The 23,920-nt window shown below is 72.3% G+C and carries 16 protein-coding genes; 13 read left to right on the top strand and 3 right to left on the bottom strand.

Going from position 1 to position 23,920, the window contains the following annotated elements:
* The first annotated feature begins 48 nt into the window (after window positions 1-48).
* From KALB_RS30145 to KALB_RS50055, 9 genes are read left to right on the top strand one after another with little or no spacing between them, the layout of a single operon-like run.
* Window positions 49-1,776: a carbamoyltransferase N-terminal domain-containing protein gene (locus KALB_RS30145; protein WP_025359406.1), complete on the top strand. Its 1,728-nt coding sequence runs from the start codon at window positions 49-51 to the stop codon at window positions 1,774-1,776.
* 27 nt (window positions 1,777-1,803) lie between these two features.
* Complete coding sequence (locus tag KALB_RS30140) at window positions 1,804-3,339, top strand: amino acid adenylation domain-containing protein (protein WP_052360499.1); 1,536 nt, start codon at window positions 1,804-1,806, stop codon at window positions 3,337-3,339.
* 52 nt (window positions 3,340-3,391) lie between these two features.
* On the top strand, window positions 3,392-10,948 hold the full coding sequence (locus KALB_RS30135) for an amino acid adenylation domain-containing protein (protein WP_052360498.1): 7,557 nt from the start codon (window positions 3,392-3,394) through the stop codon (window positions 10,946-10,948).
* Window positions 10,949-11,007: 59 nt separating this feature from the next.
* Window positions 11,008-12,081 (top strand): 4-hydroxyphenylpyruvate dioxygenase, encoded by a 1,074-nt coding sequence (hppD, locus tag KALB_RS30130; RefSeq protein WP_025359405.1) that lies wholly within the window; start codon window positions 11,008-11,010, stop codon window positions 12,079-12,081.
* Window positions 12,078-13,187, top strand: a complete 1,110-nt coding sequence (locus tag KALB_RS30125) for an alpha-hydroxy acid oxidase (protein ID WP_025359404.1) — start codon at window positions 12,078-12,080, stop codon at window positions 13,185-13,187. The genes hppD and KALB_RS30125 overlap by 4 nt, the downstream gene beginning before the upstream one ends.
* Window positions 13,188-13,191: 4 nt before the next feature.
* Window positions 13,192-14,526: an aminotransferase-like domain-containing protein gene (locus KALB_RS30120; protein WP_025359403.1), complete on the top strand. Its 1,335-nt coding sequence runs from the start codon at window positions 13,192-13,194 to the stop codon at window positions 14,524-14,526.
* A gap of 1 nt (window position 14,527) precedes the next feature.
* Window positions 14,528-15,775 (top strand): cytochrome P450, encoded by a 1,248-nt coding sequence (locus tag KALB_RS30115; RefSeq protein WP_042220951.1) that lies wholly within the window; start codon window positions 14,528-14,530, stop codon window positions 15,773-15,775.
* 28 nt (window positions 15,776-15,803) lie between these two features.
* Window positions 15,804-16,856, top strand: a complete 1,053-nt coding sequence (locus KALB_RS30110; RefSeq protein WP_025359401.1) for a branched-chain amino acid aminotransferase — start codon at window positions 15,804-15,806, stop codon at window positions 16,854-16,856.
* On the top strand, window positions 16,853-18,091 hold the full coding sequence (locus tag KALB_RS50055; RefSeq protein ID WP_025359400.1) for an SDR family NAD(P)-dependent oxidoreductase: 1,239 nt from the start codon (window positions 16,853-16,855) through the stop codon (window positions 18,089-18,091). Before KALB_RS30110 ends, KALB_RS50055 begins: the two co-directional genes overlap by 4 nt.
* Here KALB_RS50055 and KALB_RS30100 read toward each other — a convergent pair.
* Window positions 18,088-18,471: a DnaJ family domain-containing protein gene (locus tag KALB_RS30100; RefSeq protein ID WP_025359399.1), complete on the bottom strand. Its 384-nt coding sequence runs from the start codon at window positions 18,469-18,471 to the stop codon at window positions 18,088-18,090. The genes KALB_RS50055 and KALB_RS30100 overlap by 4 nt on opposite strands.
* A gap of 92 nt (window positions 18,472-18,563) precedes the next feature.
* Here KALB_RS30100 and KALB_RS30095 point away from each other — a divergent pair, with 92 nt between their 5' ends.
* Window positions 18,564-20,114: a cation:proton antiporter gene (locus KALB_RS30095; protein WP_025359398.1), complete on the top strand. Its 1,551-nt coding sequence runs from the start codon at window positions 18,564-18,566 to the stop codon at window positions 20,112-20,114.
* Here KALB_RS30095 and KALB_RS30090 read toward each other — a convergent pair.
* Complete coding sequence (locus KALB_RS30090; protein WP_025359397.1) at window positions 20,107-20,574, bottom strand: DUF309 domain-containing protein; 468 nt, start codon at window positions 20,572-20,574, stop codon at window positions 20,107-20,109. The two genes, KALB_RS30095 and KALB_RS30090, sit on opposite strands and share 8 nt — an antisense overlap.
* Before the next feature lie 69 nt (window positions 20,575-20,643).
* Between KALB_RS30090 and KALB_RS30085 the strand changes: the two genes are divergently transcribed.
* Entirely contained in the window at window positions 20,644-21,525 is an 882-nt protein-coding gene (locus tag KALB_RS30085) for a carbohydrate kinase family protein (RefSeq protein ID WP_025359396.1), read from the top strand.
* A 36-nt stretch (window positions 21,526-21,561) separates the two neighbouring features.
* Here KALB_RS30085 and KALB_RS30080 read toward each other — a convergent pair whose 3' ends face one another.
* Window positions 21,562-22,458, bottom strand: coding sequence for a hypothetical protein (locus KALB_RS30080; RefSeq protein ID WP_025359395.1), 897 nt, complete (start codon window positions 22,456-22,458; stop codon window positions 21,562-21,564).
* Between the two features lie 134 nt (window positions 22,459-22,592).
* Between KALB_RS30080 and KALB_RS30075 the strand changes: the two genes are divergently transcribed.
* Together KALB_RS30075 and KALB_RS30070 are read left to right on the top strand one after the other, a co-directional pair.
* Window positions 22,593-23,177 carry a Pvc16 family protein gene (locus KALB_RS30075; RefSeq protein ID WP_025359394.1) on the top strand — a complete coding sequence of 195 codons (585 nt, stop codon included), beginning with the start codon at window positions 22,593-22,595 and terminating at the stop codon, window positions 23,175-23,177.
* The gene (locus tag KALB_RS30070) at window positions 23,174-23,917 is read left to right on the top strand and encodes a hypothetical protein (RefSeq protein WP_025359393.1); all 744 of its coding nucleotides are present in this window, start codon (window positions 23,174-23,176) and stop codon (window positions 23,915-23,917) included. Before KALB_RS30075 ends, KALB_RS30070 begins: the two co-directional genes overlap by 4 nt.
* Window positions 23,918-23,920: the final 3 nt, after the last annotated feature.

The raw sequence follows: 23,920 nt of genomic DNA, 5'->3' as shown, positions 1-23,920 counted from the left end.
CCGACCTGTCTGCTCGGCAACACTCCTGCGCCAGAAGGGCTTGCGGCAATGTTGATCTGCGGAGTCAAAGTCTCGCACGACGGCGGGGTCGCGGTGATCCGGGACAACCGCCTGCTGTTCAGCACCGAGGTGGAGAAGCTGGACAACGGGGAACGCTACAGCTCGCTTGGCGACCTGCGGCGGGTGGCGCGGATCCTGCGCGCGGAGGGCATCGACCCGGCCGAGGTGGACCGCTACGTGGTGGACGGCTGGTTCACCGAGGGGCAGGAGCAGGCCCCGGTGTCGGTGATCGCCAGCACCGACGGCGGGGTGCCGCTGGAGGTGACCGTCGCGCCCTACCAGGACCGCGGCACCCAGGACCCGATCCACCGGTACACCTTCGACGGCTACGACTTCGCCCCCGGCCGCGGCGGTTACGCCAGCTACCACCACGTGAGCAACCACCTGCTCGGCGCCTACTGCTCCAGCCCGTTCGCCGCGCGCGGCGAGGACGCGCTGGTGCTGGTCTGGGACGGCAGCATGGTTCCCCGCCTGTACCACGTGCGGGCCGACACCAGGGCGGTCACCCCGATCGCCTCGCTGCTGTCGGTCACCGGCAACAGCTTCGCCGACTTCAGCTCGCGCTTCGAGCCGTTCAACCGCTCCACCGAGGGCTTCACCCCCGACGAGGTGATGCGCCACCACCTGTCCATCGCGGGCAAGGCGATGGCCTACGCCGCGCTGGGCCGGGTGGAGCCCGAGGCGTTCGGGGTCTTCGACGAGATCATCGCGAGCTTCCCCACGGTGTCCACCGACAACGCCAAGCTGGTCGGGGAGAAGGTCGCGGTCAACCGCGAGCAGCTGCTGCCCGGGCTGAGCAACGCCGACCTGATCGCCAGTTTCCAGGCGTACCTGGGAGAAGCGCTGCTGCGCGGGCTCACCGCGCAGGTGCGCCGCCGCCCCTGGGGTCAGCGGCTGTCCGCGCTGCGCGGCGGCGGGCCGGTCCAGCGGCCGAACCTGGTGCTCGGCGGTGGCTGCGGGCTGAACATCAAGTGGAACAACCTGTTGCGCGGCAGCGGTTTGTTCAACGACGTCTGGGTGCCGCCCTTCCCCAACGACTCCGGTGCGGCCATCGGCACCGCCTGCTGCGAGATGTTCCGCGAGGGCGGCCACCTCGCGCTGGAGTGGGATGTCTACAGTGGACCCCGGCTGGTGCCCGGCCCCGTGCCCGCGGGCTGGCAGGTCCGCCCCTGCGACGAGCGTCAGCTCGCCGAGCTGCTGCACACCGAGGGCGAGCCGGTGGTCGTGCTCGACGGCCGCGCCGAGATCGGCCCCAGGGCGCTGGGCAACCGCAGCATCCTGGCGCCCGCCACGGACCCGGCGATGAAGGAGCGGCTCAACCGCATCAAGGACCGCGCGCACTACCGCCCGGTGGCGCCGATCTGCCTGACCTCGCGGGCGGCCGAGGTGTTCAACCCCGGCGGCGCCGACCCGTACATGCTGTTCGAGCACCACATGCGTCCCGGCTGGGCCGAGCGGGTCCCGGCCGTGGTGCACCTGGACGGCACCGCCCGCCTACAGACCATCGACGCCACCGCGAACAGCGCGACCGGCCGCATCCTCACCGCCTACGAGCAGGTGAGCGGCATCCCGGTGCTGTGCAACACCAGCGCGAACCTCAACGGCAGTGGCTTCTTCCCCGACGTGGCCTCGGCCGCGAAGTGGGGCGGTACCCGCTACATCTGGTCCGAGCAGCGCCTCTACACCAATCCCGCCTTCCCCGGCCAGGACTCGTAGCAGCACACCAACCCGGAGGTGAGCGCGGTGTCCCCGTGCACGGTGCAGGGCCGGTTCGCGGCCCAGGTCGAGCAGCACCCCGACGCCGTCGCCGTGGAGTTCGGTGACCAGGCGGTGAGCTACGCCGAGCTGGACGCCCGCGCCAATCGGCTCGCGCACCGGCTGATCGGCCTGGGCGTGCGGGCCGAGTCGAGGGTCGCGGTGCTCCAGGAGCGCTCGATCGACCTGGTGGTGTCCCTGCTGGCGGTGCTCAAGGCCGGGGCGGCCTACGTGCCGCTGCACTCGGGTTACCCCGCGAGCAGGCAGGGCTGGGTGCTGGCCGACGCCGGGGCCCAGGTGCTGCTGGTGGACCGCGCCTGGCACCCCGTCGGGTTCGAGCACGGGGCACACGTGGTCGTGGTGGACCAGGACCCGGAGCTGGCCGGGCAGCCGACGAGTGATCCCGGGGGGCGGGTCAGCCCCGACGGGCTCGCCTACGTCATCCACACCTCCGGGTCCACCGGCGTGCCCAAGGGCGTTGCCGTGTCCCACCAGGGGGTCGTCGACCTGGCCACCGAACCCTGTTGGGCGGACGGGGCGCAACGAGCGGTGCTGCTGCACGCCCCGTACGCCTTCGACATCTCCACCTACGAGCTGTGGGTGCCGCTGCTCAACGGCGGCCGGGTCGTGGTCGCCCCGCCGCGGCACCTGGACGCGAGCTCGCTGCGGGACCTGTTGGTGCGCCACGAGATCACCGCCGTGCACCTGACCGCGGGCATCTTCGGCGTGGTCGCCGACGAACTGCCGGAGGCGTTCCGCCCGGTGCGCGAGGTGCTCACCGGCGGGGACGTGGTGCCGCCCGCCGCGGTGAGCCGGGTGCTCGCGGCCTGCCCGCAGGTCCGCGTCCGGCACCTGTACGGCCCCACCGAGATCACCCTGTTCGTCACGCACTGGGTGGTGGCGGGCTCCTGGGACGGCGCCCGCCGGGTGCCACTGGGGCGGCCCCGGAGCGGGATGCGCGCCTACGTGCTCGACGAGAACCTGGCGCGGACCGACTCCGGGGAGCTGTTCGTGGCGGGCAGCGGGGTGGCGCGCGGCTACCTGGACCGGCCGGGGCTGACCGCCGAGCGCTTCCTGCCCGACCCGTTCGGCCCGCCGGGCAGCCGCATGTACCGCACCGGGGACGCGGTGCGCGTCGGCCCGGACGGGGCGCTGGAGTTCCTCGGGCGCGGCGACGGGCAGGTGAAGATCCGCGGCTTCCGCGTGGAGGTCGGCGAGGTGGAGTCGGTGGTCAGCCGACTGCCCGGGGTCAGCCGGGCCGTGGTGGTCGCCGGGACCGACCGGCACGGGACACGACAGCTGGTGGCCTACGTCGTGCTCGGGCCGGGCGCGGCGCCGACCGCCGAGGACCTGCGCGCGGGCGTGGCTCGGGTGCTGCCCGACTACATGGTGCCCGCGGCGGTGGTGTTGCTCGCGGAGTTGCCGCTCACCCCGAACGGCAAGGTCGACCGCGAGGCACTGCCTGATCCCGGCCGCGCCGCGCCCGCCCGCCGCCGGACCGCCGCGGCACGTCGGCGGGGGTGAACCGGCCGAGCCGCCCGCGCGCCCACAACGTCCACACCAGCTGGGGGAAGTCATGATCGAGCACTCGGACGGTGCCACCCTGCAAGCCGAGTCGACCGGACTGCACGAGATCGAGGCCAGCCTCGCCGCGCACCCGGACGTGGCGCGTGCCGCCGCGCTGGTCCTGGTGGAGGAGGACGGCTACGAGCTGTTGGTGGCCTACGTGGTGCCCGCCGAGAGCAGCGCACCCCCGGCGACCGAGCAGCTGCTGGACCGGTTGGCCGAGGACCTGCCGGGTTACCCGCTGCCGGATGCCGTGGTACTGCTGGCGGAACTGCCGCTGACCCCCACCGGTGAGGTCGACCGCGAGGCACTGCCCGAGCCCCGGCTGTCCGGCGCACCCCGCTCCCCGCAGGAGGAGTTGCTGTGCGAGCTGTTCGCGGCCGTGCTCGACCTGCCTTCGGTGGACGCGGACGAGGACTTCTTCGACCTGGGCGGCCACTCGCTGCTCGCGACCAGGCTGGTCAGCCGGATCCGGTCGGTGCTCGACGTCGAGCTGGCCGTGCGCGACCTGTTCGAGGCGCCCACGGTCCGCGCGCTGGCCGGGTGCATCGACGGCAGGGGCGAGGTGCGCCCCGCGCTGCGGCCCGCTGTCCGTCCGGACCGGGTCTCGGCGAACTTCGGTCAGCAGCGCTTGTGGTTCATCGAGCAGTTGGGCGATGCGGGCGCGGTGTACAGCATGCCGGTGGCGTGGCGGTTGTCCGGCACGTTGGACCGGGATGCCTTGTGTGCCGCGGTGCTCGACGTGGTGGTGCGGCACGAGGCCTTGCGCACGCGGTACCAGGACGCCGACGGCGCCCTGTTCCAGGTGATCGCCGACGGGGCCGAGCTGTCCCTGGACTTCTCCGTGCGGGCGGTGTCCGAGCAGGACCTCAGCTCGGCCATGGCCGAGGTCGCCGCCCGGCGCTTCGACCTGGCCGCCGACCTGCCGATCCGGGTTGTCCTGTTCGAGCTCGGTGCGGACGAGCACGTGCTGTTGCTGGTGCTGCACCACATCTCCGGTGACGGCTGGTCGGTCGGCGTGGTCCAGCGGGACCTCGCGCGGGCCTACACCGCTCGGCTGGCCAGGCGGGCCCCGGTGTGGGAGCTGCTGCCGGTGCAGTGTGCGGATCACACGTTGTGGCAGCGTGAGTTGTTGGGTGATGAGTCCGATTCGGACAGTGTTGCCGCGCGGCAGTTGGCGTTCTGGCGTGCGGAGCTGGCCGGGCTGCCCGAGGAGCTGGCGCTGCCGTTCGACCGACCGCGCCGCGAAACCTCGAGCCATCAGGGCGGCGTGGTGCGCCTGGCTGTGCCGACCGGTCTGCACCGGCAGTTGCAGACCGTGGCGCGGGCGAACAAGGCGACGCTGTTCATGGTGTTGCAGGCGGCTTTCGCTGCGCTGCTGAGCCGCCTCGGTGCTGGAACGGTCATCCCGGTCGGTGTGCCGGTCTCGGGCCGTACCGACTCCGCCCTGGACGATGTGGTGGGTTTGTTCCTGAACACGTTGGTGGTTCGGGTTGATGTGGCGGGTGATCCGTCGTTCGCGGAGTTGGTGTCCCGGGTTCGGGAGACCGCGCTGGCGGCTTATGCGCATCAGGATGTGCCGTTTGATCGGCTTGTCGAGGTGCTCAACCCGCAGCGGTCGTTGTCGCGGCATCCGTTGTTCCAGGTGTCGATGGTGGTGCAGAACATCCCGGACAGCCGCGCCACGTTCCCGGGCCTGTCGGTGGCCGAGGTCCCGGTCGACCTCGACAGCGCCAAGTTCGACCTGCTGCTGGCCTGGCAGGAGTCCTTCGACGACAACGGAGAGCCCGCCGGTGTGCAGGGCGAGTTGATTTACAGCAGGGACCTGTTCGACGAGTCCACTGTGGACCGAATCGCTGGGTACCTGGTCCGCCTGCTCGAAGCGGTCGCCGCGGACCCGGACCTGCCGGTCAGCGCCGTGGCGGTCATGGACGCGGCAGAGCGCGAGTTCGTGCTGGGTGCTCCGGTGGGACCCCTTGTCCAGCCGTGCCTGCCGGAGTTGTTCGCGCGGCAGGCCGCGGCAACTCCCGACCGGGTCGCCCTCGTGGCCGGTGCCGAGTCGGTGACCTACGCGGAGCTCAACGAGCGGGCGAACCGCCTGGCGCACGAGCTGATCGCCGCCGGTGCGGGTCCTGAGCGGTTCGTGGCCCTGTCGCTGCCGCGTGACGCCCGGTTGGTCGTCGCGGTCCTGGCGGTGCTGAAGTCCGGGGCCGCGTACGTGCCGATCGACCCGGCGTACCCCGCGAGCCGGGTCGAGTTCATGCTCGCCGACGCGCGCCCCGTGCTCGGCCTGACGGTGGGTGAGCCGACTGCCGCCGGTGGCGAGACCACCTGGCTGCGGTTGGACTCGCCCGCTGTAGAGGCGTCGTTGGCGACTCGGCCCGCGACCGATCCTGGTGTCGCGCCGCACCCGCTCACCGGCGCGTACGTGATCTACACCTCGGGTACGACGGGGCGGCCCAAGGGGGTTGTGGTCAGTCACGGCAATGTGGCCAACCTGTTGGCGTGGGGCGGTGAGCGGTTCAGCCCCGATCGGTTGGCGCACGTGCTGTTCACGACCTCGTTGAACTTCGACGTCTCGGTGTTCGAGCTGTTCGTGCCGCTGGCACACGGTGGCACGGTCGAGGTGCTGCCCGATCTGCTGGCGCTGGCCGACCGGGATCCCCGGGCGCCGCGGCCCTCGCTGATCAGCGGCGTGCCCTCCGCGCTGTCCCAACTCGCCGCCAACGACTTGCGGGGACTTGGCGCCGACAATGTCGTGCTGGCGGGAGAGGGGCTCTCAGCCGCGACAGCGCAGTCCGTGGCGACCGCGTTGTCGGCCCGGACCCTGCACAACATCTACGGCCCCACCGAGGCCACCGTGTACGCCACGGAGTGGTCCACTTCGGACTCGATCGACCAGGACCCGCCCATCGGCAAGGCGTTGCCGAATGTGCGTTGCTACGTGCTGGACCAGGGCCTGCGGCCGGTTCCGGTCGGCGTCACCGGTGAGCTCCACCTCGCGGGCGCCGGGGTCAGTCGCGGCTACCACGAGCGCCCAGGGCTCACGGCCGAGCGGTTCCTGCCCGATCCGTTCGGTGCGCCCGGTACGCGCATGTACCGCACGGGGGACCTGGTGCGGCTCACCGCCGACGGGGACATCGTCTACCTCGGCCGCGGCGACCAACAGGTGAAGGTGCGTGGGTTCCGCGTGGAGCAGGGGGAGGTCGAGGCCGCGCTCACCGGGCACCCGGCCGTCCGGCAGGCCGCGGTCCTGGCACGCCGGGACCAGTTGATCGGCTACGTGGTCGCCGTCCAGCCGGTGACCGCCGCGCAGATCCGTACCCACCTGGCTTCGACCCTGCCCGCGTACATGGTCCCGGCGGCCGTGGTGTTCCTGGACGAGTTGCCGCTCACCCCCAGCGGCAAGCTGGACCGTTCGGCGCTGCCCGAGGCCGAGTTCGCCCACGGCGGTCAGGCCAGTCCGCCGCGCACCCCGCACGAGGTGCTGCTGTGCGAGCTGTTCGCGGCCACCGTGGACCTGCCGACCGTCGGCCTGGACGAGGACTTCTTCGAGCTGGGCGGCCACTCGCTGCTGGCACTGCGACTGGTCAACAGGATCCGGTCGGTGCTGCGCGTGGAAGTGCCCGTGCGCGAGGTGTTCGAGGCGCCGACCGTCCGTGCGCTGGCCGCCCGGATCAACAGTCGTGAGGTGGCACGCCCGGTGCTGCGGCCTGCTGTCCGTCCGGACCGGGTCCCGGCGAATTTCGGTCAGCAGCGCTTGTGGTTCATCGAGCAGTTGGACGACGCGGGCGCGGTCTACAGCATGCCGGTCGCGTGGCGGCTGTCCGGTGCGCTGGACCGCGATGCCCTGTGTGCCGCGGTGCTGGACGTGGTGGTGCGGCACGAGGCGTTGCGCACGCTCTACCAGGACGTCGACGGTGCGCTGTGCCAGGTGGTCCTCGACCCGTCCCGGATCACCCTCGACGTCACGGTGCGGCAAGTCGCCGAGCAGGACCTGCCCGCCGCCCTCGCCGACACCGCCGCCCGGCGCTTCGACCTAGCCGCCGACCTCCCGGTCCGGGCCGCGCTGTTCGAGGTCGGTGCGGACGAGCACGTACTGCTGTTGGTGGTGCACCACATCTCCGGTGACGGCTGGTCGGTTGAGGTGATCAAGCGCGATCTGTCCCGTGCCTACGCCGCACGGCTCGCGGGTGGGCCGCCGACGTGGGAGCCGTTGCCGGTGCAGTGTGCGGATCACACGTTGTGGCAGCGTGAGTTGTTGGGTGACGAGTCCGATTCGGACAGTGTCGCCGCGCGGCAGTTGGCGTTCTGGCGTGCGGAGCTGGCCGGGCTGCCCGAGGAGCTCGCGCTGCCGTTCGACCGCCCGCGCGGTGAGGCCGCGGTCCACCGGGGCGGGGTCGTGCGGCTCGCGCTGCCCGCGGCACTGCACGCCGACCTGCACCGCGTGGCGCGGGCGAACAAGGCGACGCTGTTCATGGTGTTGCAGGCGGCATTTGGTGCGCTGCTGAGTCGTCTCGGTGCTGGGCCCACGATCCCGGTGGGTGTGCCGGTGTCCGGTCGCGCTGATGTGGCATTGGACGATGTGGTGGGTTTGTTCCTGAACACGTTGGTGGTTCGGGTTGATGTGGCGGGTGATCCGTCGTTCGGGGAGTTGGTGGCGCGGGTTCGGGAGACCGCGTTGGCGGCTTATGCGCATCAGGATGTGCCGTTTGATCGGCTTGTCGAGGTGCTCAACCCGAAGCGGTCCTTGTCGCGGCATCCGTTGTTCCAGGTGTCGATGGTGGTGCAGAACATCCCGGACAGCGGATCGGTCTTCCCGGGCCTGGCAGTGTCGGACGTGGCCGTGGACGTGGACGCCGCGAAGTTCGACCTGTTGTTGGCGTGGCAGGAGTCCTTCGACCACAACGGGGAACCCAACGGCATCAGTGGCGAGCTGAGCTTCAGCAGGGACCTGTTCGATCAGTCCACTGTGGACCGCATCGCGGAACACCTCGTTCGGCTGGTCGAAGCGGCTGCTGCCGACCCCGGGCAGGCCGTCAGCGAACTGCCCGTACTGAGCGCGGCTGAACGCGAGTTCGTGCTCGGCGCACCGATCGAACCGGCCATGGACCCGTGCCTGCCAACGGTGTTCGAGCGGCAGGCGGCGGCAAACCCTGACCAGGTCGCCGTCCTGGCCGGTGCCGAGTCGGTGACCTACGCGGAGCTGAACCGGCGGGCGAACCGGCTGGCGCACGAGCTCATCGCGGCCGGGGCAGGTCCGGGACGGTTCGTCGCGGTGTCGCTGCCCCGCGGCAGCCAACTCGTCGTCGCCGTGCTGGCCGTGCTGAAGTCCGGTGCGGCCTACCTGCCCGTGGACCCGGCCTACCCGGCGAGCCGCATCGAGTTCATGCTCGACGACACCCGGCCGGTACTGGGAATCGCAGCCACGAAGCCCGTCACCGAGCGAACCGGCCTGCCGTGGATCGTGCTGGACGAACTGGCGGCCACCTCGCGCGCCGACCACAACCCCGTGCGGGCACCGCACCCGCTGCACCCGGCGTACGTGATCTACACCTCGGGGACGACGGGGCGGCCCAAGGGGGTTGTGGTCAGTCACGGCAACGTGGCCAACCTGCTGGCGTGGGGCGGTGAGCGGTTCAGTCGCGATCAGTTGGCGCACGTGCTGTTCACGACCTCGCTGAATTTCGACGTCTCGGTGTTCGAGCTGTTCGTGCCGCTGGCGCACGGTGGCACGGTCGAGGTGCTGCCCGATCTGCTGGCGCTGGCCGACCGGGATCCCCGGGCGTCGCGGCCCTCGCTGATCAGCGGCGTGCCCTCCGCGCTGGCACAGGTCACCGCCCAGGGCGGGTCCACCGTCAGTGCGGGAACCGTTGTGCTGGCAGGTGAAGCGCTGACCGCACCAACCGCACGCCTGGTCAAGCACGCGCTGTCGGCCCGGACCCTGCACAACATCTACGGTCCGACCGAGGCCACCGTGTACGCCACGGAATGGTCCACTTCGGACTCGATCGACCAGGACCCGCCCATCGGCAGGCCGCTGCGCAACGTCCGCCGCTACGTGCTGGACGCGGACCTGCGGCCGGTGCCGATCGGGGTCATCGGTGAGCTCTACCTCGCGGGCGCCGGGGTGGCCCTCGGCTACCTCCACCGTCCCGACCTGACCGCGCAGCGGTTCCTGCCCGATCCGTTCGGTGCGCCCGGTACGCGCATGTACCGCACCGGGGACCTGGTGCGGCTCACCGCTGACGGGGACCTGAGCTACCTCGGCCGCACCGACCAGCAGGTGAAGGTGCGCGGGTTCCGCGTGGAGCCCGGGGAGGTCGAGGCCGCGCTCACCGGGCACCCGGAGGTCTCGCGGGCGGTGGTCGTGGCCCGCCAGGACCAGTTGCTGGCCTACGTGGTGGCCCCACCCGCGGCGAGCGCGCCGTCGATCCGCGCACACGTGGCGTCCACGCTGCCCGCGCACATGGTCCCGGCTGTCGTGGTGGTGCTGGACGAGTTGCCGCTCACCCCCAGCGGCAAGCTCGACCGCGCGGCGCTGCCGGAACCGGCCTTCACGGCGGGCGCGGGCAGTCACCCCCGAACCCCGCGCGAGCAGGCTCTGTGCGAGTTGTTCGCCGAGGTGCTGGACGTGCCCGGTGTCACCGTGGACGACAACTTCTTCGACCTGGGCGGCCATTCGCTGCTGATCCTCCGGCTCGTCGAGCGCATCGCCCAGGTGCTCGGCGTGCGGGTGCCGCTGCGCGAGCTGTTCACCGCGCCCACGGTGCGCGGCCTCGCCCAGCGACTGGGCACCAGCCCCGCCGGTGACCTGTTGGACCCAGTGATCCAGTTGACCGCCGGGACCAACGACCGCCCGCTGTTCTGCGTCCACCCGATCACCGGTCTCAGCTGGAGCTACGCGGCGTTGCTGCCGCACCTGGGCACCGAGCACCCCGTGTACGGCGTACAGGCCGTGCTCGCCGAGCGGCCCGCCACCGCGACGGAGCTGGTGGCCCACTACGTGGCGCAGATCCAGCGGCACCAACCGCACGGCCCGTACCGGCTCGTCGGCTGGTCCCTGGGCGGGATCATCGCGCACGCCGTGGCGGCACTGTTGCAGCGCGGCGGCGAGCGCGTGGAGTTGCTCGCGCTGATCGACAGCTACCCGTTCGCCGACCAGGCGGTGTACGGGGACGCGACCGCGATCCTCGCCGAACTGTTGCGTGGGGTCGGCGTGGACCCGGGCGGGCAGCCGGACCGGGACCAGGTGGTGGACCGGCTCGGCGCGGTGCTGGACCTGCCCGCCGACCGGGCAGCCGCGCTCGTGGACACGGCCCTGCACACCGTGGACCTGCTCACCGGGCACGAAACCCCCGAGTACACCGGCCGCCTGGTGTTCCTGGCCGCGGGCGAGGGCGCGGCGGACCGGCTGTCTCCCGCGGTCTGGAAGCGCCACGTGGCCGGTCCGCTGGAGGTCCACCGGTTGTCCGGCGCCCACCACGACCTGTTGCGCGCACCCTCGGCCGCCGAGATCGGCCGGGTCCTCGCCGCCGAACTCGCCGCCGAGCACGAACCGCAGTGACCCCGTCTGCCCGCTGGCCCGGGCAGATCCCTGAAGTTGAGCGACTAGGAGTTGTCAGCATGAACGACGCGCTGCGCCTCGTCCGACTGGACCACGTGGAGTTCTTCGTCACCGACCTCGCCGCGAGCGTCGAGGAGATGACCACCAAGTACGAGTTCACGACCATCGCGCGGAGCCCGGCCGGGATCGCGGACCACCGCTCGGTCGCGCTGCGGCAGGGCGGCATCACGCTGGTGCTGACCCAGGGCCTCAGCGACGACCACCCGGCGAGCGGTTACGTGCACGCCCACGGGGCCGGGGTCGCCAACATCGCGTTGCGCACGCCCGACGTCCGCGCGGCCCTCGACGCGGCGGCCCAGGCGGGCGCCCGCGTCCTCCAGGCACCCAGCCAGGTCGGCGGGGTGCTCACCGCGGTGATCGAGGCCTTCGGCGACGTGCGGCACACCTTCGTGCAGCGCCCCGCCGGTGAGCCCGCGGGCGCGCTGCCGCCCGGCCTGCTGCCCGTCGCGGGCGCCCGGCCGGGCAACCGGATCGGGCTGGGCGAGGTGGACCACTTCGCGGTGTGCGTGGAGGCGGGCCAGCTCGTGCCCACCGTGGAGTTCTACGAATCGGTGCTGGGCTTCCGCAAGACCTTCGAGGAGCGCATCGTGATCGGTGCGCAGGCGATGGACTCCCAGGTGGTGCAGAACGCCCAGGGCGACGTCACCTTCACGATCATCGAGCCGGACACCACCCGCGACCCCGGCCAGATCGACGAGTTCATCAAGGACAACGGGGGAGCCGGGGTCCAGCACCTCGCACTGTCCTCTGCGGACATCGTGCGCGCGGTGGGTGCCCTGCGCGACAACGGTATCGACTTCCTGACCACCCCCGGCTCCTACTACGACCTGTTGCCGGGGCGCATCGACCTGGCCGGGCACACCGTGCCGGAGCTGCGCGAGCTGAACATCCTGGCCGACGCCGACCACGCCGGGCAGCTGTACCAGATCTTCACCCGCTCCACCCACCCCAGGCGGACCTTCTTCATGGAGGTCATCGAGCGGCTGGGGGCGCAGACCTTCGGCAGCGGCAACATCAAGGCGCTCTACGAGGCCGTGGAGCAGGAGCGGCTCAACGGGGAGTCGCGGCGATGACCGCCGGGGCGGCCCTGGACCTGGCCGAGCTCGCGCGCGCGGCCAAGGCCGTGATCCCGGCCGCGGTCTGGGACTTCGTCGAGGGCGGCAGCGGTGCCGAACTCAGCCTCGGTGCGAACCGGTCCGCGCTGGACTCGCTGGCCCTGGTGCCCAGGGTGCTGCGCGACGTCTCCGCGCCGACCGCGGGCTGCGCACTGCTCGGTGCGCAGGCCGAGATGCCGGTGGCGATCGCGCCGATGGCCTACCAGCGCCTGCTGCACCCCGATGGGGAGCTGGCGGTCGCGCGGGCCGCCAAGCTGGCGGGCATCCCGTTCACCGTGCCGATGCTCAGCAGCGTCGCCGTGGAGCAGGTCGCGAGCTCCGGGGCCGACCTGTGGTTCCAGCTCTACTGGCTGCGCGACCGGGGCAAGACCGCCGAACTGCTGGCCCGCGCGCAGGCCGCGGGCTGCCGCGCGGTCGTGCTCACCGTGGACGTGCCCAGGATGGGCCGGCGGCTGCGGGACCTGCGCAACAGCTTCGCCCTGCCAGGTGAGGTCGGGGCGGCGCACTTCGCGCCGGACCAGGCCGTCGCCGCCCAGCGCCGCAAGGACGGGGCCTCGGCCGTGGCCGACCACACCAGCCAGGCCTTCGACCCGTCGCTGAGCTGGCCGGACCTGGAGTGGCTGCGTGGCAGGACCTCGCTGCCGCTGGTGCTCAAGGGCGTGCTCGACCCGCGCGACGCGCTGCGGGCGAGTCAGTCCGGAGTGGACGCACTGGTGGTCTCCAACCACGGCGGCAGGCAGCTGGACGGGGCGCTGCCCGCCATCGACGCGCTGCCCGCCGTGCGCGAGGCCGTGGGCGAGACCTGCGAGGTCCTGTTGGACAGCGGCATCCGGTCCGGGGTGGACGTGCTGCGGGCGATCGCCCGAGGTGCCCGCGGGGTGCTGCTCGGCCGCCCCGTGCTGCACGGGCTGGCGCTGGGCGGCGCCGAGGGCGTGGGCCGCACGCTCGCCCTGCTGCGCGCCGAGATCGACGACGCGCTGGCACTGGCCGGGTGCCGGGACGTGCACGAGGCCGCGGGGCTGCGACTGGCGAAGTCCCCGGCGCAACGACGGGAAGGGCAGTGAGCACGTGAACGCACCCAGCACCACCGAGGCGGACCTGTTCGTGGAGGAGCTGCACCCGTCCCTGTCCGATCCCGGGCTGGAGACGATGAACTTCCTCAACGAGGTCGCGCACCGCTTCCCGAAGGCGGTGCCCTTCGCGGCGGGCCGGCCCTGCGAGGAGTTCTTCGACCTCGACGCCCTGCCGCGCTACCTGACCACCTTCCAGCGCTACCTGGCCACCGAGAAGGGCGCCGACGAGCGGCAGGTGCGGCGCACACTGCTCCAGTACGGCCGCACCAAGGGCATCATCCACGAGCTGCTGGCCCGCACCCTGCGACTGGACGAGGGCATCGAGGTCGACCCGGAGTCGATCGTGGTCACCGCGGGCTGCCAGGAGGCGATGTTCCTCGCGTTGCGCGCCCTGTGCGCCAGTGAGCAGGACGTGGTGCTCGCGGTGTCACCGAGCTACGTGGGCCTGACCGGTGCGGCCCGGCTGCTGGACCGCGAGGTGTGGCCGGTCCGCGAGACCGCGCACGGGGTGGACCTGGATCACCTGGTGGCGCAGGTCGCCGCGATCCGCGCGGTCGGCAAGCGGCCCAGGGCGTTCTACCTGGTGCCCGACTTCGCCAACCCCTCGGGCATGAGCCTGGACCTGGACAGCCGTAAGGCCCTGCTGGACCTGGCCGGGCAGCACGACTTCCTGCTGCTGGAGGACAACCCGTACGGGGTGTTCCAGGCCGAGGACGGGCCGCGGGTGCCGACCCTCAAGGCCCTGGACACCGACCGGCGCGTGGTGTACCTGGGCTCACTGGCCAAGACCTGCTTCCCCGGGGCGCGCGTCGGCTACGCGGTGGCCGACCAGCTGGTGAGCTCGCGGCACGGGGGCACCGGCCTGCTCGCCGACGAACTGTCGAAGATCAAGAGCATGCTGACCGTCAACACCTCGCCGCTGGCCCAGGCCATGGCGGGCGGCAAGCTGCTGGAGCACGGGTGCAGCCTGGTGCGGGCCAACCAGGCCGAGATCGCGGTGTACCGCAGGAACATGCGCCTGCTGCTGGACGGGCTGCGCAGGCGGTTCCCGGCGGGCCAGCCGCACGGGGTCAGCTGGAACACCCCGAGTGGCGGCTTCTTCGTCGTGGTCACCGTTCCGTTCGTCGCCGACGACGCGATGCTGGAGCACTCCGCCCGCCGGCACGAGGTGCTGTGGACCCCCATGTCGCACTTCTACGACGGTGGCGGCGGCGCCAACCAGTTGCGGCTGTCGATCAGCGTGGTCACCCCCGAGCAGGTCGAGACGGGGCTGGACCGGCTGCTCGCACTGGTCGAGGAGCAGGCGCACCGAGCGGGAGCGGGGAACTGACATGGCCGCGCGTCGTCGCAGGATGTCCGACGAGATGCTGGAGATCGACCTGGCCGACCCCAGGACGCACACCGAGCGGGACCTCACCGAGTACTGGCAGCGGCTGCGCAGGGACTTCCCCGTCTACTGGCACCCGCCCGTGGGTGTGAACCCTGGGTTCTGGGTGTTCAGCCGCTACGCCGAGGTGATGGCGGTGTTCCGGGACAACACCAACCTGACCTCCGAGCGCGGCAACGTGCTGGTCACCCTGCTGGCGGGCGGTGACTCGGCGGCCGGGCAGATGCTGCCGGTGACCGATGGCAAGCGGCACAAGGACCTGCGCAACGTGATGCTCAAGGCCTTCTCGCCGAGGGCGTTGAGCCGGATCAGCGAGTCGGTGCGGGACAACACCCGCCGCCTGGTCGCCGAGGCGGTCCGCGGCGGGCAGTGCGAGTTCGCCGAGCAGGTGGCCTCCTACATCCCCAACGCCACGATCTCCAGCCTGCTCGGCGTGCCCGACGCCGACCGGAACGCACTGCTGTCCTGGTCGAAGTCGGCGCTGAGCTCCGACGAGGCCGACCAGAGCCCCGAGCAGGCCTGGCTGGCCCGCAACGAGATCCTCAAGTACTTCACCGAGCTGGTCGCCGACAAGCGGCGCACCCCGGGCGAGGACGTGATCACCACGTTGACCCGCACCGAGGTGGACGGGCAGCCACTGTCCGATGTGGACATCGTGTTCAACTGCTACAGCCTCATCCTCGGCGGGGACGAGACCAGTCGGCTGGCCATGATCGACCTGGTGCTGACCCTGACCCGCAACCCCGAGCAGTGGCGCAGGCTGCGGGCGGGCGAGGTGGAACTGGCCAGCGCCACCGAGGAGGTGCTGCGCTGGTCGACCCCGGCGATGAACTTCGGCCGCACCGCCCTGCGCGACACCGAGATCGGCGGCCAGCTCGTCCGCGCCGGGGACATCGTCACGGTGTGGAACACCTCGGCCAACCGGGACGAGACCGTGTTCGCGCAACCCTACGAGTTCGCGCTGGACCGCTCGCCCAACAAGCACGTCACCTTCGGCTACGGCCCGCACTTCTGCCTCGGCGCCTTCCTGGGGCGCGTGGAGGTGCGGGAGGTGCTCGACGCCCTGCGCTGCTTCAGCACCGGGTTCGAGATCACCGGCCAGCCCCGTCCCATCCACTCCAACTTCATGCACGGCATGTCCTACCTGCCGGTGCGGTTCGAGCCCGACGAGGCCGGGCTCGCCGCGGTGTGAGCGACCACCCCAGCGAAGGGAGCAGCAGATGAGCCAGCCCTCGGCCGTCGCGGGCGCGCGGACCCCCGCCTTCGGTGAGGCCTTCACCGCCCACATGGTCACCGCCAGGTGGACCGCCGACCGGGGCTGGCACGCCCCGCGACTGCGCCCCTTCGAACAGTTGTCGATCAGCCCGGCGATGGTCGGGCTGCACTACGGGCAGGTCGCCTTCGAGGGGCTCAAGGCGCACCGCGGCGTGCACGGGTCGCTGGCCCTGTTCCGGCCCGGCGAGCACGCGCGCCGCTTCCAGCAGTCGGCGCGGCGGCTGGCCATGCCCGAACTGCCCGAGGAGCTGTTCCTGGCCGCCGCGCGCGACCTGGTCCGCGCCGACGGGGACCAGCTGCCCGCCGACCCGGGGCTGAGCCTGTACCTGCGGCCGGTGCTGTTCGCCACCGAGCCCTGCCTGGCGGTGCGGCCCGCCCGGGAGTACCTGTTCGTGCTGATCGCCTTCGTCACGGCGGGCTTCTTCGGCCCCCGGCCCGAGCCGGTGTCGGTCATGGTCAGCCGCACGCACAGCCGGGCCGTCCCGGGTGGCACCGGGCACGCCAAGGTCGCGGGCAACTACGCCCCCGCCTACCTGGAGCAGCTGCGCGCCGAGCAGGCGGGCTGCCAGCAGGTGGTGTGGCTGGACGCGGTGGAGCACCGCTGGGTCGAGGAGTTGGGCGCGATGAACATCTTCTTCGTGCGCGGCCAGGGTCCGGGCGCCCAGGTGGTGACGCCGAGCCTGACCGGGACCTTGCTGCCCGGCATCACCAGGGACTCCCTGCTCACCCTGGCCGCCGACCTGGGCTACCAGCCCGCGCAGGAGCGCGTGTCGCTGGACCAGTGGTGGTCGGAGTGCCGGTCGGGGGTCATCACCGAGACCTTCGCCTGCGGCACGGCGGCCGTGGTGACCCCGGTTGGCCGGGTCCGCGACGAGCAGGGCGACTGGACGATCGGCGACGGCACCGCCGGTCCGGTCACGCTGGCCCTGCGCGACGCGCTGGTCGACGTGCACACCGGGCTCTCCGCCGACCCGCACGGCTGGATGTCGCCGGCATGAGCACGACGTCCACGGAGGACACCTGGTCGCCGCTGCGGGCGGACCCGTCCACCACGCAGCCCGGGGTCGTGCTGCACGGCAGGGCCTGGACCTCCGCGCCCGCCTTCCCCGACCCCGTCGCGCCCCGGCCCTGTGTCGTGCTGGCCAGGGTGGTCGGCACCGCGGGCGGCTACGTGCGCGGCCTGTCGGCGGCCGGCGCACCCGTCACCGTGTGCACGACCCTGGACCAGGTCGGACCGGCGCTGTCGCGGTTCGGCTCGGAGGCCGACGTGGTCGACCTGCGGCCGTTGGACGGGGCCGACGTGGTCGAGTCGCTCGGCCTCGGCGCCGCGCTGAGCGGGCGCACCGCGCGGCTGGTCACCGTGGTGCGCGGCGTGTTCGACGTGCTCGGCGACGAACACCTCGACCCGCGGCTGGCCATGCTGCCCGCGGTGTGCCGGTCCGTGCGGCAGGAGAACCCCCTGCTGGCAACGAGTTGTCTGGACGTCACCGACGCGTCCGCGCCCGCGGACGGGCTGGTGCGCCTGCTGTCCGGCCGGGAACTGCCCGCCAGCGCCGCGCTCCGGCGCAACACCACCTGGTACCCGCAGCCGCATCGGCTGCACGCGGCCAGCTCAGGGCCGGTGATCCGCCCGCACGGGGTCTACCTGGTCCTCGGCGGACTCGGCAGGCTGGGTGCCCAGGTGGCGCGGGCGATCGCCGCCCAGGCGCCGACCACGCTCGTACTCGCGCAGCGCAACCTGCCCCGGTACAGCGCAGGTCTGCCGGTCGGTGGATCCGCCGTCGACCTGCGCCAGGTGGACGTCACCAGTCCCGCCCAGCTCAGTGCACTGCTCGACGCCGTGCAGGCCCAGTACGGCGGCCTGCACGGAGTGGTCCACGCGGCGGGAACGCGCCTGAGCCGCGCGCGCATCGACGAACTGCCCACCCACCGGAGCATCCGCGACCAGTTGACGGAGGCCACCGCTGCCAGCGTCCTCGGTACGACGACGTTGTACGCCGCACTGGAAGGCCGTGACCTCGACTTCTGCGCACTCGTGACGCCCGGCCCCGAAGCACCGGGGCACGCCCTGCACACCGCGGCGGCCGCGTTCCAGCACGCGTTCGCCCACAAGGCGCGGTCCCGCGCGGGCAGGCCGTGGACCGCCGTCGGCGGCGAGTTGTCCGCGCTCGGTGCGGGGCTGCTGCCCGCCCTGGCCACGGGGGTCGGCAGTGTGCTCGCGACCGCGCCCTAGCGGCCCTGCTCGCGCCAGGTGCGCACGACCTCGTCCACGTCGAGCAGTTCGAGCACGACGGGGGGACCCTCGGTGGGGCCCAGGCGCGCCTCGCGGATGCGCAGGTTCAGGTCCTCGACGATCTCGCGGACCGACTGCTCGGAGCGCTCGGTGGACAGTCGGCGGGGCAGGTCCTCGACCTCCTTGCGCAGGGCGAGGGAGCGCGGGCCGACGAAGCGGATGTTCTCGCGGCGCATCAGGCCCTTGACCCACCAGTTCTCGTCATAGGGCTCGTTGGCGCCGGGCAGCGGCTTGCCCGAACCGGGCAGGTCCTCGAAGGCGCCGCGTTCCTGGGCCTCGCGGATCTGACGTTCGATCCAGGTCTCGTGCCGACCGTTCACGCCGATCACCCCCCGGGGCAATGCTACTGGCTCGGCGGGTGGGGATGGGCGGCTTCGGTTAGGGTGCGGCGGCAGGTCCGATCTTGGTCGAGGTGAGAGCGATTCAGCTGCTCCTGGTCGTGGTGGGCGCGATCGCGGTCGCGGCGCTGGCCCACAAGAAGGGCCTCCAGTCCTCGCTGGTGGTCGTGGTGCTGGCGGCACTGGTGTCCTTCGTGCCCGGTCTGCCGAGGTTCGAGCTGCCCCCGGAGATGATCCTGGGCGTGGTGCTGCCCCCGCTGCTGTACTCGGCGGCGCTGGACTTCTCCTTCGTCAGCCTGACCCGCAACCTCCGGCCGATCCTGGGCCTTGGCGTGGGCCTGGTGGTGGCGTCCACGCTGGTGACGGGGGTGGTGGCCTGGTGGGTGGTGCCGGGACTGGCCCTGGTCCCGGCGCTGGTGCTGGGCTCGGTGGTGGCCCCGCCGGACGCGGTGGCGGCGCTGGCGGTGGGCCGCCGGCTGGGCCTGCCCAAGCGGCTGATGGCGATCCTGACCGGGGAGAGCCTGCTCAACGACGCGGCGGCGCTGACGATCTTCACCCTGACGGTGGCCGCGGCCACGGGTGGGCACACGGTGTTCGAGAACCCGTTGCTGCTGTTCGGCTACGGGGTGCTGGTGGGCAGCCTGATCGGCCTGGCGCTGGGCTTCGTGGTGCACTGGATCAGGCAGCGGTTGCGGGACAGCGGACTGGAGACGGCGCTGGGGCTGGTGGTGCCGTTCGCGGCCTACCTGTTCGCTGAGGAACTGCACGCCTCGGGGGTACTGGCGGTGGTGGCGGCGGGGCTGACGCTGGGGCACAACGACACCAGTGCGGGCTTCGCGACGCGCCTACAGGGCCGCGAGGTGTGGAAGAGCCTGGACGTGCTGCTGGAGGCGTTCGTCTTCGCGTACATGGGCTTGCAGTGCCGGTTCGTGTTCGCGGACCTGCACCTGACCGGCACGGACTGGCTCTGGTTCGCGCTGCCCGCGCTGGCCCTGCTGGCGACGGTGATCCTGGTCCGGCCGCTGTGGGTGCTGCTGACCTACGGCCAGAACAAGCTGTTCCGCCGGGAGCGGCTGCCCTGGCCGTACGTGCTGGTGATCTCCTGGACCGGCATGCGCGGGGTGGTGACGATGGCGGCGGCGGCCGGTGTGCCGCCGATGCCCGGCCGGGACCTGATCCAGGCGCTGGCCTTCGTCATCGCGGTGGGCACCCTGCTGATCCAGGGCCCGAGCCTGCCCGTGCTGATCCGCAGGCTGGCGCTGAGCGACCCGGCGGAGGAACGCGAGGACCTGGCCAACGCGGAGCGGGCGCAGCAGATCAGCCGCCGCGCGGCGAAGAAGACGCTGACCAAGCTGGTCAAGCACCCGCCTGCCAACGCCGACCCCGAGCTGATGCGCAGGTTCGAGGAGCAGATCACGGCCAAGCTCACGGCCCGGCGGGCGGCGGCCGAGGTGTCCACGCCCGCGCTGCGCGAGATCATGCTGCAACTGCGCAGGGACGTGCTCGCGGCGCAGCGGCTCGCGCTGGCCACCGCGCGGGACGAGGGCAAGCTGGACGAGGACACGGTCCGCCGCGAGCTGGAGCGGCTGGACTACGAGGAGGCGGCCGCGGCGGCGGTCAGCTGAGCGCCCGCAGCCGTGGTCGCGGCACGGTGCCCAGGTGGGCCGGCAGCTCGCCGAGCAGGGCGGCGGTCCAGTCGAGCAGGCCGCCGACGTCCACCCCGTGCGGCGGTGCCTGCCGGTACGGCTCGAGGTTGCCACTGCCCCTGCGCAGCAGCGACTCGGCACCGACAGCGTTGCCCCTGGCCAGGTGGGTGAGCCCGACCGCGAGCTGGGCGAGTCCGCGCCACAGTTCGCGGTCGGACTCACCCGCGGTCTTCCAGGCGTCCTCCAGCACCTCGTGCGCGTGGAAGGGCATGCCGGTGTCCAGCAGGTGCTGTGCCTCGCGCAGGCTCTCCCGCGGGGTGCGCCGGATGCCCTCGGGCTGGCGGGCCACCCCCGCCGAGCCGTAGGGCAGCGGTCGGCCGAGGCCGTCCCGCGGTCGTGCGTTGCGGGCCTGCCCCGCCTGGTCACGATCGCGTTCCACGGCAACCGATCCTGCCACAGCACACGGCCCGCGGCGGGCGGTCGCCCCGCGCTGGGGCATGATCGCTGAATGGACTGGGACGTGCTGGTGGTCGGCGGCACCGGGGTGGACACGGTGGTGCGCGTGCCCAGCCTGCCCCTGCCGGTCGCCGACTCGATCATGGTGCCGCGCATCGAGCGGCACGTGGCGCACACGGGCAACGGGGTCGCCCGCGGCTGTCACGCACTGGGCCTGCGGACCCGGTTGGTGGACGTGATCGGGGCCGACGAGGAGGGCGCGCTGATCCGCCGCGAGTATGCGGAACTGGGCCTGTCCTTCGGGTACCTGGAGCACGGCAGCGGCACGCGGCGCAGCGTGAACCTGGTCGACGAGCGGGGCAGCCGGGTCTCGCTCTACGACGGGCGGCACCCGTTCGACATCGCGGTGGACCCGGGCCTGTACCGGCCGGACCTGGAGCGGGCCGGGCACGTGCACGTGTCGATCGTGAACTGGGCGCGGCACGCGCTGGCCGAGGCGATGCGGGCGGGCCGGACCACCTCGACCGACCTGCACGACTGGGACGGGCGCAACCCCTACCACGAGGACTTCGCGTTCCAGGCGGACCTGGTGTTCCTGTCCACGGCGGCGCTGGGCGACCGGACGGCCGCGACCGTACGGCGGATCCTCGCCGAGGGCCGCGCGCAGGTCGTCGTGGCGATGGCCGGTGCGCAGGGCAGCCACGTGCACCCGCGCGGGGCGCGGTCCTGGCACGTACCCGCCGTCGAACTGCCGGACAGGCCGGTGGTGGACACCAACGGGGCGGGCGACAGCTACGTGGCGGGCTTCCTCTACCGCCACCTGACCGGCGAGCCCCTGGGCGAGTGCGCCCGCGCCGGGGCGATCGCGGGGGCCTACGCGTGCGGCACCGCGGGCACGCACACCTCCTTCGCCGACCGCGCGACGCTGGGGTAGCTGCCCGGCGGCCCGGCGCCGCCGGGCACCCGGCGCTCAGTCCTCGTCGTTGTCCTCGCGCCGCTTCTCCTGCTCGGAGTGGCAGCCGTGGTGCGAGCAGATCTTGTCGTACACCGCGAGGACCTCCTTGACGGTGTGCGTGCGCAGGTACTCGCAGCGTTCCTTGCGCGCCCGCGCGTGGCAGGCCCGGACCTCCTTCTCCCCGGTGAGCACGGCGATCGCGGCCAGCCCCTTGCCCCAGCACATCAGGGCGCGGCACAGGCAGTCCACGAAGTCGCGGGTGTGCTCGAAGCCCTGCCACACCTCGTGCACGTGGCGGCGGGCCACCAGCGCCCGGGCGTAGAGTTCCTTGAGGTCCACCTTGGCCGGGTCACCGCTGAGGTCCGCGGTGATGCCGCTGACCTCGGCCTTCAGGTCGGACACCCGCTGCACCAGGTCGGTCGGCTCCTTGGCCAGCTTGGCGAAGCACGCCTTGGCGGCGTCGGCCCTGCCCTGGTAGTCCACGATCCTGGCGGCCAGCTCCTCGTCGGACACCCCGTCGGTGCAGGTGTCGAACTCGCACTCCCGCGGCGCGCAGCAGCCCTTGCCGCAGCCGCACTCCCGCAACTGCTCGACCACCTGCCCGTAGGCCTTGTCCAGGCAGTGCACCACGTGCTCCTGCTTGATCAGGCAGCGGATCCGCTCCACCAGCAGCTTGCTCTGGTGGCGCAGGTCGGCCACCTCCAGCGCCACCGAGTGCCGGGCGTCGCGGTAGTCGGTGCGGATCTTGTCGTAGTCGGTCCTGGCCTTCTCCAGTGCGGGCAGCTGCGCGGCGTTGTACTCGGCCTGCGCCTTGATGCCCGCCGCCTTGCACGCGAGGCAGTCGACGATCTCCGGACGACACTGGCCGCACTCGCCGTGCGCCTGCTCGGCCTCGGGCGATGAGCTGTTCATGAGGCTCCCTTCGTGCCTGGCTGTCCAGGGGCGTGCACAACCCCCGCTCGCCGCCGAGTCTGGGCAGCCGGTGTCACCGCACCGTTGCCGCCGCCGCGACGGTGCGGTGACGCGCGCTGGGCACGATCTCGGCCATGGCAGGACACCGAGCCCTCGCGGCCGCCGGGCGCAGCATCGTGGAGCTGCTCAACCGGCGGTTCGCCGAGCTGTTGCCGGACCCGTTGCCCCGGCCCACCGCGGTGCTCGCGGGCAGCGCGGACTTCGACAAGGTCAACAGCAGTCCGGTCTCGGTGATCCGCTACCCGGCGGTGTCGGTCTACTGCTACCGGGTCTGCGTGGACGCGCCCACCCGCCCCGGCTGGTCCTCGGTGTCCAGTGTGGACGGTGTGTCGCGCACCCCGCTGCGCATGCACCTGCTGCTGGCGGCCTGGGACAACTTCGTGGAGAGCGAGCTGGAGTGGCTGGGGCTGACCGTGCAGGTGCTGGAGCGCGACGGCGTGCTCACCGGGCCGCTGCTGGACCCCAGCGGGGGCTGGCAGCCCGGTGAGGCGGTGCAGGTGGTGCTCGACGAGCTGCCGCTGGACTCGATGAGCGAGGCCTTCGAGGCGCTGACCACCAAGTACCGGCTTTCCCTTCCCTACGTGGCAAGGGTGATCCGGATCGACGGCGGCCCTCGGCCGGTCGGCGAGTCGGTGGCACAGGTGGAGGTGGACCGATGACCGTGCTGCACCGGCTCGCGCTGGGCGTGCAGCCCATCGACGGCGGGACCGGGCTGCAACTGGGCGGCCGGGTGCGAGTCGGCCGCGAGACCCCGGCGGGGCGGTACGAGCCCTTGGAGAGCAACGGGACCGGCCGGTTCAAGCTGCGGCACGGGCCCGGTGTCGGCGACCGCGTGACCGTCCGGGTGCACGACCCGCTGCGCCAGTTCGTGCCCCGCCGGTTCTCCATTCCACTGTGGACGCTCGCCGAGGTGACCAGCGGCCCGTACGTGCCGACGGCCTCGCGCCTGCTGCGGCCCTGGCTGCTGCCCGGATCGGCCTACCCCGCCCCGAGCGGCGCCACCGGCATCCGCGGCCGTGTCATCCACAGTGGACAGCCCGTGTGCTGGCCAAGGATCACCGCGCTGGGCCCCGGCGGGGTCCGGGTGGGCTGGGCGCACGGGGACGAGCGCGGGGAGTTCCTCGTGCTGATCAGCACGACCGGCACCCTGCCGCCGCCCGCGCCCAGCCTGCTGCCGGTGGAGCTGGTGGTCTGCGCCCCGCGCGAGGGCGCGGACCTGGTCGTGGAGCCGGTGCCCCGGTCCACGGCCCCGCCCGCGCCGGGGGACCTGGACAACGAGCTGCTGCGCGGGCAGTCCACCCCGGCGGGCTACCTGACCTCGACGGCACCCCGACCCCACCTGGCCGTACGGATCGGCGAGGTGCTCACCACCCAGCAAGACGTGATCTTCACACCGTGACCG

The sequence above is a fragment of the Kutzneria viridogrisea DSM 43870 genome (genome assembly GCF_000525635.1).
GTDB lineage: Bacteria > Actinomycetota > Actinomycetes > Mycobacteriales > Pseudonocardiaceae > Kutzneria > Kutzneria viridogrisea.
The sequence above is the reverse complement of the archived record's forward strand: the minus strand, read 5'-3'. Positions and strand labels throughout refer to the sequence as shown.